This is a genomic window from Streptomyces griseoruber (genome assembly GCF_001514205.1).
GTDB classification, from domain to species: domain Bacteria; phylum Actinomycetota; class Actinomycetes; order Streptomycetales; family Streptomycetaceae; genus Streptomyces; species Streptomyces griseoruber.
In genome coordinates this window covers 1-10,101 of record NZ_KQ948779.1, presented here as the reverse complement: position 1 = coordinate 10,101, position 10,101 = coordinate 1, and the positions used below count along the sequence as shown (strand labels likewise).

The following is a 10,101-nucleotide window of genomic DNA, read 5'->3' as shown; positions in this document are numbered from 1 at the left end:
AAGACCGGCGCCAAGGAGATCGCCGCCCAGGAGGGCTGCTCCCTCACCTTCATGGCCAAGTTCAACGAGCGCGAGGGCAACTCCTGTCACATCCACCTGTCGCTGACGGACCCGGACGGCCGTAACGCCTTCGCCGCCGAGGACGGCGGGATGAGCGACACCATGCGGCACTTCCTCGCCGGCCAGCTCGCCGCCCTGCGCGACTTCTCGCTCCTCTACGCCCCCAACATCAACAGCTACAAGCGGTTCCAGCAGGGCTCGTTCGCCCCGACCGCCGTCGCCTGGGGCCACGACAACCGCACCTGCGCCCTGCGGGTCGTGGGACACGGCCGCTCACTCCGGTTCGAGAACCGGCTGCCCGGCGGGGACGTCAACCCGCACCTCGCGGTCGCCGGGCTGGTCGCGGCCGGGCTGTACGGCATCGAGCAGCGGCTGGAGCTGCCCGAGGCCTGCCCCGGCAACGCCTACACCGCCGAGTACGCGCACGTCCCCGGCACGCTCCGCGAGGCCGCCGAGCTGTGGGAGAACAGCCCGGTCGCCAAGGACGCCTTCGGGGACGAGGTCGTCGCCCACTACCGCAACATGGCACGCGTCGAGCTGGAGGCCTTCGACGCCGCGGTCACCGACTGGGAACTGCGCCGCTCCTTCGAACGCCTGTGAAAGGTCCTGTCTTGTCCGACCCGCACGAGCTCATCGTCCTGAATCCGGCCACCGAGGAAGTCGTCGCCACCGTCCCCGCCGCCGACGCGGCCGACGTGGACGCGGCCGTCCGGCGCGCCACGGGGGCACAGCGCCCGTGGGCCGCGCTCGCGCCCGCCGACCGCGCCCGCCTCCTGCGCCGGTTCGCCGACACCGTGGACGCGCACCTCGACGAGCTGGCACGGCTGGAGGTCCGCGAGGCCGGCCACCTCCTCGGCAACGCCCGCTGGGAGGCCGGCAACGCCCGCGACCTGCTGCTCTACGCGGCCGGCGGCATCGAACGCCTCACCGGCCGGCAGATCCCGGTCCCCGGCGGCTGGGACGTCACCTTCCACGAGCCGCTCGGCGTGGTCGGCGTGATCGCCCCCTGGAACTTCCCGATGCCGATCGCCGCCTGGGGTTCCTTCCCGGCCCTCGCGGCCGGCAACGCGGTCGTCCTCAAGCCCGCCGAGACCACCCCGCTCACCGCCCTGCGCCTCGCCGAACTCGGGCTCGAAGCCGGCCTGCCCGAGGGGCTGTTCCAGGTCCTGCCCGGGTACGGCGCCGTCGCGGGACGCGCGCTCGTCGACCACCCCGGCGTGGCGAAGATCGTGTTCACCGGCTCCACCCGCACCGGCCGCGAGGTCATGGAGCGCTGCGCCCGCCAGGTCAAACCGGTCACCCTCGAACTCGGCGGCAAGAGCCCCAACGTCGTCTTCGCCGACGCCGACCTGAAGGCGGCCGTCGACCCCTTCTCCTTCCTCGACAACTCCGGCCAGGACTGCTGCGCCCGCACCCGGATCCTCGTCCAGGAGTCGGTGTACGACGAGGTGGCCGACCTCCTCGCCCGGGAGCTGCCCGCCGTGGTGGTCGGCGACCCGGCCGACGAGGCGACGCGGATGGGCCCGCTGATCTCCCGTCAGCAGGTCGACCGCGTACGGTCGTTCGTCCCGGACGACGCCCCGGGACTGCGTGGCAGCGCCCCCGAGGGACCCGGCTTCTGGTTCCCGCCGACCGTCCTCACCGGCGCCGCACCCGACTCCGACGCCGCCCGCGAGGAGATCTTCGGCCCCGTCGCCGTCCTCCTGCCCTTCACCGACGAGGCGGACGCGATCCGGCTCGCCAACGACACCCCCTACGGCCTCTCCGGCTCCATCTGGACCCGGGACGTCGGCCGCGCCCTGCGCGTCTCGCAGGCGGTGCGCGCCGGGAACCTGTCCGTCAACTCCCACTCCAGCGTCCGCTACTGGACCCCGTTCGGCGGCTTCAAGCAGTCCGGCGTCGGCCGTGAGCTGGGCCCGGACGCCCTGACCGCCTTCACCGAAACCAAGAACGTCTTCATCTCCACGGAGGGCCCCGCACAGTGACCGAAGAGATTGTGTGCCGTCGCCTCGTCGGCCGTACGGCCGTCATCACCGGAGCCGGCAGCGGCATCGGCCTCGCCACCGCCCGCCGGCTCGCCTCCGAGGGCGCCCACGTCGTCTGCGGCGACGTCGACGAGGCCCGCGGCAAGGCGGCCGCCGAGGAGGTCGGCGGGATCTTCGTGAAGGTCGACGTCACCGACGCCGAGCAGGTCGAGGCCCTGTTCAGGACGGCGTACGACACCTACGGCAGCGTCGACGTCGCCTTCAACAACGCGGGCATCTCGCCGCCCGACGACGACTCCATCCTGGAGACCGGCCTGGAGGCCTGGAAGCGCGTCCAGGAGGTCAACCTGACCTCCGTCTACCTGTGCTGCAAGGCCGCCATCCCCTACATGCGGCGCCAGGGCAGGGGCTCGATCATCAACACGGCGTCGTTCGTGGCCAGGATGGGCGCGGCGACCTCGCAGATCTCGTACACCGCCTCCAAGGGCGGCGTCCTCGCCATGTCCCGTGAGCTGGGCGTGCAGTTCGCGCGGGAGGGCATCCGGGTCAACGCCCTGTGCCCCGGCCCGGTCAACACCCCGCTCCTGCAGGAGCTGTTCGCGAAGGACCCGGAGCGGGCCGCCCGGCGCCTGGTGCACATCCCGGTGGGCCGGTTCGCCGAGGCCGAGGAGATCGCCGCGGCCGTGGCCTTCCTGGCCAGCGACGACTCCTCGTTCGTCAACGCCGCCGACTTCCTGGTGGACGGCGGTATCGCCGGGGCGTACGTCACCCCGCTCTAGGGCGTGTATCGAAAGTCCCGTCTGGGCCGCGACGCCTGGCACGGCGCCTCGCCGCGTTGTCGGGATCGTCCGCGTACGCCCAGTACGCGGACGACCCTCCGCCGTGCGATGCACCGCACCAGACGCCGCGGGCCCCGCCCTCCGGGCGGACGACGCCACTTTCGACACCCGCCCGAGGCGGTCGTCACAGGAACGTGTGCCCCTCGCCCCGGTAGGTGGGCACGGTCGCCGTGACCGTGTCCCCCTCCACCAGGTGCAGCACGTCGAACCGCTCGCACAGCTCACCGGCCTTCGCGTGCCGGAACCACACCTTGTCGCCGATCAGCAGATCGTCGGCGGGGGAGCCGATGAGCGGGGTCTGCACCTCGCCGGGGCCCTCCTGGGGGTCGTACCGCAGCCCCTCGGGCAGGTACGGCACGGGGAGCCGGTCGGGTCCGGCGGCGCCGGAGGCCGGGTAGCCGCCGCCGAGGACGGTCACGACGCCCACCCCCGGCCGCCGTACGACGGGCTGGGCGAACAGGGCGGCCGGACGCCCGGTGAACGACGTGTAGTTGTCGAAGAGCCGCGGCACGTACAGCCCCGACCCGGCGCCGATCTCCGTCACCGCGTCCTCGGCGGCCGTGTGCTGCACACTGCCGGTGCCGCCGCCGTTGACGAACTCCAGGTCCGGGGCGACGGCCCGCACCGCGCGCACCACCGCGGCACGCCGCTCGGCGAGTTCACGGCGGGCCGTGGCCTGCATCAGCCGGATCGCCCGGGACCGGAAGGGCCGCCCGGCCACATCGTCGCCGACACCGGCGATATGACCCTCGTACGCCATGATCCCCACGAGCTTGAACCCTGGCCGCCGGGCCACCGCCCGCGCCACCTCGGCCACCTGGGCGGGGGAGTACAGCGGGGAGCGCAGGGCGCCGACCCGCACCCGGCCGCCGAGCAGCTTCAGCGAGGTGTCCAACTCCAGGCAGACCCGGATGACTTCGCTGCCGCCGGCCCGTGCCGCGTCGATGAGGTCGAGCTGGGCGACGTCGTCGATCATGACCGCGACGGCGGTCGCGAGCTTGGGGTCGGCGGCCAGCTCGGCGAAGGCGGCGCGGTCGGCGGAGGGATAGGCGAGCAGGATGTCGTCGAAGCCGGAACGGGCCAGCCACAGGGATTCGGCCAGGGTGAACGACATGATGCCCGCGAAGCCGTCCCTGGCGAGGACGCGCTCCAGCAGGGTCCGGCAGCGGACGGACTTGCTGGCCACCCGGATCGGCTTGCCGCCGGCCCGGCGGCGGAGGTCCTCGGCGTTGGCGTCGAAAGCGTCCAGGTCGACGATTGCGAGAGGAGCGTCGAGATGCTCGGTGGCCCGGTCGTAACGGGCCCGGTCGGCGGCGCGCGCAGTCATGAACGAAGCCTGCCAGACTCGATTACCGCAGGGTAGGGGGATGTTCCGGGCAGATACCCCGTCGGTCACGGACTGGTTCCCGTTCGCTCGGCAACAAGCCGTAGAGTGACGCGCACGCACGGAGGACGGCTCCGGCCGGAGATCCGCGCCGGGATGCCGCTCCCTCCGCGCGGGTATGCGTGCCTGGACGGACCACCGCGTCCGCACCGGGGCGCCCGGGCACGCGCAGGACGGCCCGCGTACGAGAACGACGGCCCGGGCCAGAGGAAACGGGGGGTGCATGAGTACGGAAGCACGCCGCGCCTCGGTTCCCCCGCGCCCCGACGTGCCGCCCCGCCCGGCCCAGCCGCCCTCGGCGGGCGAGGGTCACGAGGAACAGCCGACCGCCGCACCCGGGGAGAAACCCGCGAACGACACAGCGAAGCCGTCCGGCGCCGAGGAGAACGGCACGCACGGCGTCGTGGGCCCCGCGGGGCCGCGGAACAGCGCCCCGCACCCCCGGCCGAACCGCCCCACCGGAGCCGCCACGCCGAGGTCCCCGAGGATCCCGGCCCCCTGGGTCCGCCCGTACGCCCCGTCCGCCGACCAGGAGGCCGGCGGCTCGCCGGAGGCCCCGCCGTCCGCTCCGGGCAGGACCGCGCCCTCGGACCGGACCCTCCGCTTCTCCGCCCCCTTCGGCACGGATCCCGTGGGCGCGCCGCCTCCGCCTGCCGCGTCGGCCCGCTTCCCCGACACCCCGCCCCGGCCGGGCGGCCCCGCCCCGCGCCGCCCCGACACCCCCCGCCCGGCACAGCCCCCGGCGACGCCGGTACGCCCGGACGCCCCGGGCAACGGCTCCTCCCCGTACCGACCGCCCGGAACGCAGGCGCCCCGCAGCGCCGATCGTGACCGCCCCGACCGCCCGGGTACCGGCGCTCCGGCCGACGACCGCGCGGACAACACCACCGAGCCGCGGTTCGGCGGTCCGGGTGCCCCACGTGGCCCGGAACCCACCGAACCGGGCGGCGCCCGCCCCGCGGGCTCGTCGGCACCCCGGTCCTCCGACTTCTTCGGCCCGCGTCCGGCGACGGCTCCCCGTACCGCCGAGCCGGCCGACGGCAGCGGCTCGCGCCCCACCGCCCCGGTCTCCGGCAGTGCCTGGAGCCCGCTGCCCCGCAGCTGGGTCCCGAGCCCGAGTGCCGACGTGGAGCCGGAGACGGGGCAGGGCCCCGGTACCGCCCGGCGTGCTGCCGCCCCGCAGCCGCCGACGGCCGAACCGGACGACCAGCCGGCCTGGACGCCCACCTCCGCCATACCGCCCCCCGACTTCACCCTCCCGCCCCCGGCCCCCCGGCCCGCGCCCCCGAAGCCCACCACCCGCCCGACGCCCGCCCCCGCGGACCCACCGCGCTCCCCGGCGGACCAGTCCCCACCCACCCGACCCACCCGACCCACCCGCCCGACCTCCGATCCCGCCCGCCCCACCACGGCCACGGGTGATTCCGGCCGTCCCGGGTCCGGCCCGGGTGCCGCCACCCGCTCCACACCCGGGCAGGGCACCTCCGGTCGCCCCGCCGCCGCGCCCCCGCGCCCCGCCGCCGCGCCCAGCGCGCCCCCGCGCCCCGCCGCCGCACCGAACACGCCCCCGCGCCCCACGGCCGCCCCGGACCCCTTCGTCGCTCCCTCCGCTGCACAGGGCCCCTCCGCGCGCCCCTCCACCCCTCCCGCCGCCCCCTCCGAGGCGTCCCTGTCCGCTGTCGTCTCGCCTGATCCCGCCCTCTCCTGGAGCGCTCCCATGGCTCCCGGGAAGGCGCCCGGTGCCACGCGGCCCGTGGTGACGTTCGCGCGGCCCGAAGGGTTCGGGGACGGGTGGCGAGGGGCCGGGCGGCGGGGGCGCACCGTCGTGGCCGCCGCCTGTGTCGTGCTCGGGCTGGGGCTCATCGGCGGTGCCGTCACCGGGAGTTGGCTCATCGGGGACGCGGAGGGAAGCGGCGCGCGGGACACGTACGCCGCCGCCGGCGGCCTGTGGCACAACGTTCCGGTCGACGACCTGTTCCCGGTCACCGTCGACGGGCAGGGCGCCGGCCCCGGCGGCGCCGACCGGACCTGGACCCGGATCGCCGTCGCCCCGGACAGCGGCTGTGCCGACGCCTTCGACCCGCTGCTGCGCCAGGCCCTCACCCCGGTCGGCTGCCAGCGGCTCCTGCGCGCCACCTACACCGACGCCACCCAGAGCTACGTCACCACCGTCGGCCTGCTCTTCACCACCGCCGACGCGGCCGGCATGCGCGCCCTCGACACCCGTTTCGACAAGGAGGGCCTGGGCCGCCGCACCGACCTGATGCCGAAGCCGTACGCCGCGAAGGGCACCGCCGCCGTCTCCTTCGGCGACAAGCAGCGCGCCTCGTGGACGATCTCCGTCCTCACCGACGCCCCCGTCGTCGTCTACGCCGTCTCCGGCTGGGCCGACGGCCGTACCGTCGACAGCCCCGAGCCCGCCACGCAGGCCACCGCCTCCGGCGCCACCACGGCCCCCGCCCAGGCCGGCCTCGGCAACGAGGCCCGGGGCCTCGCCGACCGCATCGAGCGGAGCCTGCGCAAGACCGCCGTCACGCCGCCCTCGGAGCAGCCCTCATGAGCCGTCGCAGCCCTCGCAGCCGTCGTACCCGCAGGGCCGGGCTGCTCTGCTGTCTGCTCGCCGGTTCCGTCGCCCTGCTGCCCGCCGCCCCGGCGTACGCCGACGGCATCCGCGCCCAGCAGTGGGCCCTCGACGCCATGCACACCCAGGAGGCCTGGCAGACCACCAAGGGCAAGGGCATCACCGTCGCCGTCCTGGACACCGGTGTGGAGGCCGACCACCCCGACCTGGAGGGCAACGTCCTCGAGGGCAAGGACATGGTCGGCTTCGGCGCGAAGGAGGGCGAGCGGCCCTGGGCCCGGCACGGCACCGCCATGGCCGGCATCATCGCCGGTCACGGGCACGGGTACGGCGACGAGGACGGGGTCATGGGCATCGCGCCCGAGGCCAGGATCCTCCCCGTCCGCGTGATCCTGGAGGACGACGACCCCCAGCGCACCAAGGCCCGCAACAGCCGTGGCAACGCCCTCGCCGAGGGCATCCGCTGGGCCGCCGACCAGGGTGCCGACGTCATCAACCTCTCCCTCGGCGACGACTCCGCCTCCGCCCACCCGGAACCGGCCGAGGACGAGGCCGTGCAGTACGCCCTGAAGAAGGGGGTGGTCGTCGTCGCCTCGGCCGGCAACGGCGGGGACAAGGGCGACCACATCTCCTACCCGGCGGCCTACCCGGGCGTGATCGTCGCGACCGCCGTCGACCGCTACGGCACCCGCGCCTCGTTCTCCACCCGCCGCTGGTACGCCACGGTCAGCGCCCCCGGCCAGAAGGTCGTCATCGCCGACCCCGACCACAAGTACTACGAGGGCTGGGGGACCAGCGCGGCCTCCGCGTTCGTCTCGGGCGCGGTCGCGCTCGTCAAGGCCGCCCACCCCGGGCTCACCCCGGCACAGATCAAGAAGCTCCTGGAAGACACCGCTCGCAACCCCCCCGCCGGCGGCCGCGACGACTCCCGGGGCTTCGGCTTCATCGACCCCGCCGCCGCGATCCGGGCCGCCGGCGACCTCGAGCCGCAGGGCCTGAAGTCCGCGTCCTACGGCAAGAAGTACTTCGGCGCGGGCCCCGACACCGCCCGCGCCGACGACGACACCTCCAGCTGGGCCGCCCCGCTCGCGGGCGGGGCCGGAGTGGTGCTCCTGCTCGGCGCGGTCGTCCTGTGGCGCGGCCGCCGCGACCCCGACGCGTTCGAGACCTACGAGACGTACGAGACGTACTAGCGCCGCCTAGTAGTCGGTGGCCGTCGTCGTCGCCGACGCGCCGTCGTCCGCGAACACCGACACCGCCGCCTTCGCCGCCGCCTCCACCAGCGAGATGCCCTTCGCCTGCGTCGCGCTGCCGTTCGACAGCACCGCCACCAGATACGTGCGCCCGCCGGACGTCACCCGCCCGATGCTGTTGATGTCCCACAGCCCGGTGGTGCTCCTGGCCAGCCAGCCGTTCTTCAGCGCCCAGGACGAGCCGTCGGCCGCCGCCGAGACACCCCAGTGCTGGCCGGCCGCTATCTGCCGCATCAGGCCCTGCAGGTACGTCCGGGACGCCTCGCTCAGCTCCGAGTCGTCCCCGAAGACCTGCCGGAGCAGCCTGAGCTGGTCGGCGGCCGTGGTCTGGGTGAGCCCCCACAGCATGTCGTCGCCGCCTTCGGTGCCCGTGAGCCCGAAGCGCTCGTTCGCCGCGTCCAGCCCCTCCGCCTTGCCGATGATCCGCCACAGCTCCGAGGCCGAGGTGTTGTCGCTGTTCTCGATCATCGTGGTGGCGGACGACTTCTCGGCCGCCGTGAGATGCCGGCCCGCGTCCTGCGCCTGGAGCAGCAGGGTCGCCAGGATGTCCACCTTCACGATGCTCGCCGTGTCGAACGCGGCGGAGCCGTAGGTCGCGCTGTCCCCGGAGTCCACGTCCAGCACGGCCACGGACACCTTCGCGTCCCCCGGCACGGTCACCGACTTCATCGCCCCGGCCAGCAGCGCGTCGTGATCCACCTCGGGTGCCGCCACCGACTCCACCGTCACGCCTCCGTCCGCCGACCCCGACGCGGACGCCGACGGCTCCGCGGAGGACGACGATACGGCCCCCTCGCCGGAGTGCGCCTGTGCCTTCACGTAGACGGTGCCGCCCGCGGTGGCGCCGAGGACGGCCACGGTGGCGAGCGCGGTGTAGAGGAGGGGGCGGCGCCGGGACGGGCGGGCGCGGCGGCCGCTACGGGCTCTGCGAGACTCCATGCCCGAGATGGTCGCGGCGGCGACTGTGCGGGCCGTTAGACGTACGTAAGAGGTACGTCAGCGAAGGCTGAGAATCCTGTGAAAGCCGTCTCGGTCGTGTTTCGGGCCCCGCACAAGCCCAGCAGCATCCCCCCGATAAGGTCGGTGACCGTGGCGAACAAGAACATTCCCGACCCCGGCTACTCCGACGACGACGGCTCCGCCGACCCCCGGCTGAGCGCGGCGCTCGCCGCCTGGGCCGAGGACCGCACCGCCGTCGGACCCGTCCTGGAGGCGCTCGAGGGCACCCGGCTGCTCGTCCCGGTGGTGGCCGTGCTCGGCGAGGTCGAGGAGGACGAGAACGGGCTGCGCCGCGAGAAGACCAGCGACATGGCCGTCCCCACCCTGAAGGCCGGCGGCCGCACCGCCCTGCCCGCCTTCACCTCCACCGACTCCCTCGCCCGCTGGGACCCGGCGGCGCGCCCCGTCGCCGTACCCCTGCACCAGGCGCTGCGGGCCGCCGCCCACGAGAAGGCGGACACCGTGGTGCTCGACCTGGCCGGGCCGGTGGCGTTCGAGCTGACGGGACCGGCGCTGCGGGCGCTCGCGGAGGGCCGTACGACGACCGATCCGCTCGCCGATCCGGCCGTACGGGAAGCGGTGCGTGCCGCGGTGGCCGCCGAACCGGACGTCGTCCGCGCGCACCTCGGGCCGGGGCAGGCGGACGGCACCCTCGCCCTGGTCCTCGACCCGGCCGCCGCCCCCGCCGAGGCCGCCCGCGCGGTGGCCGGCCGGCTCGCCGCCGACGAGACACTGAGGGCCCGCCTGGTGCGGGGTCTCGACCTGGCGCTCCTGCCGGCCGGGACCACCCCTCCGGGCGAGCCCCTCTACGTACGGGGATGAGCCGACGGACCAGTGCCGCGGCAGGCGACGTTCGCCCCGTCGCGACGCCCGGCACGCACTCTCGCCGCACCGGCCGAAAGCCCAAGTACGTCCAGTACGAGGACTTCCGGCCGGCACGCCGAGAGCACGCACCGGACGCCGCTCCTTGACGGGCAAACGTTGCCTGCCGCGGCACTAG

At 74.8% G+C, this 10,101-nt stretch carries 8 protein-coding genes; 6 read left to right on the top strand and 2 right to left on the bottom strand.

Features of this window, described 5'->3' with window-relative positions; genetic code table 11:
• From AQJ64_RS34185 to AQJ64_RS34175, 3 genes are all read left to right on the top strand, one after another.
• The coding region (locus tag AQJ64_RS34185; RefSeq protein WP_244902706.1) for a glutamine synthetase family protein at positions 1–660 on the top strand (660 nt) is incomplete at its 5' end.
• An 11-nt stretch (positions 661–671) separates the two neighbouring features.
• Positions 672–2,045, top strand: coding sequence for an aldehyde dehydrogenase family protein (locus AQJ64_RS34180; RefSeq protein ID WP_055636360.1), 1,374 nt, complete (start codon positions 672–674; stop codon positions 2,043–2,045).
• Positions 2,042–2,824, top strand: a complete 783-nt coding sequence (locus AQJ64_RS34175) for a 3-oxoacyl-ACP reductase (RefSeq protein WP_055636361.1) — start codon at positions 2,042–2,044, stop codon at positions 2,822–2,824. The genes AQJ64_RS34180 and AQJ64_RS34175 overlap by 4 nt, the downstream gene beginning before the upstream one ends.
• Before the next feature lie 184 nt (positions 2,825–3,008).
• Here the strand turns inward: AQJ64_RS34175 and AQJ64_RS34170 are convergent, their stop codons facing one another.
• Positions 3,009–4,211, bottom strand: coding sequence for an amino acid deaminase/aldolase (locus AQJ64_RS34170; RefSeq protein WP_059203265.1), 1,203 nt, complete (start codon positions 4,209–4,211; stop codon positions 3,009–3,011).
• A 280-nt stretch (positions 4,212–4,491) separates the two neighbouring features.
• On the opposite strand from AQJ64_RS34170, the gene AQJ64_RS51850 reads away from it, so the two are divergent.
• Together AQJ64_RS51850 and mycP are read left to right on the top strand one after the other, a co-directional pair.
• Positions 4,492–6,828, top strand: a complete 2,337-nt coding sequence (locus tag AQJ64_RS51850) for a hypothetical protein (RefSeq protein ID WP_280529292.1) — start codon at positions 4,492–4,494, stop codon at positions 6,826–6,828.
• The gene (mycP, locus tag AQJ64_RS34160) at positions 6,825–8,042 is read left to right on the top strand and encodes a type VII secretion-associated serine protease mycosin (RefSeq protein ID WP_055636978.1); all 1,218 of its coding nucleotides are present in this window, start codon (positions 6,825–6,827) and stop codon (positions 8,040–8,042) included. Before AQJ64_RS51850 ends, mycP begins: the two co-directional genes overlap by 4 nt.
• Before the next feature lie 6 nt (positions 8,043–8,048).
• On the opposite strand, the gene AQJ64_RS34155 is transcribed toward mycP, so the two are convergent.
• Positions 8,049–9,041: a serine hydrolase gene (locus AQJ64_RS34155; RefSeq protein WP_055636977.1), complete on the bottom strand. Its 993-nt coding sequence runs from the start codon at positions 9,039–9,041 to the stop codon at positions 8,049–8,051.
• Positions 9,042–9,191: 150 nt separating this feature from the next.
• On the opposite strand from AQJ64_RS34155, the gene AQJ64_RS34150 reads away from it, so the two are divergent.
• A complete protein-coding gene (locus AQJ64_RS34150) occupies positions 9,192–9,923 on the top strand; it encodes an SseB family protein (protein ID WP_055636979.1) in 732 nt (243 codons plus the stop codon).
• Positions 9,924–10,101: the final 178 nt, after the last annotated feature.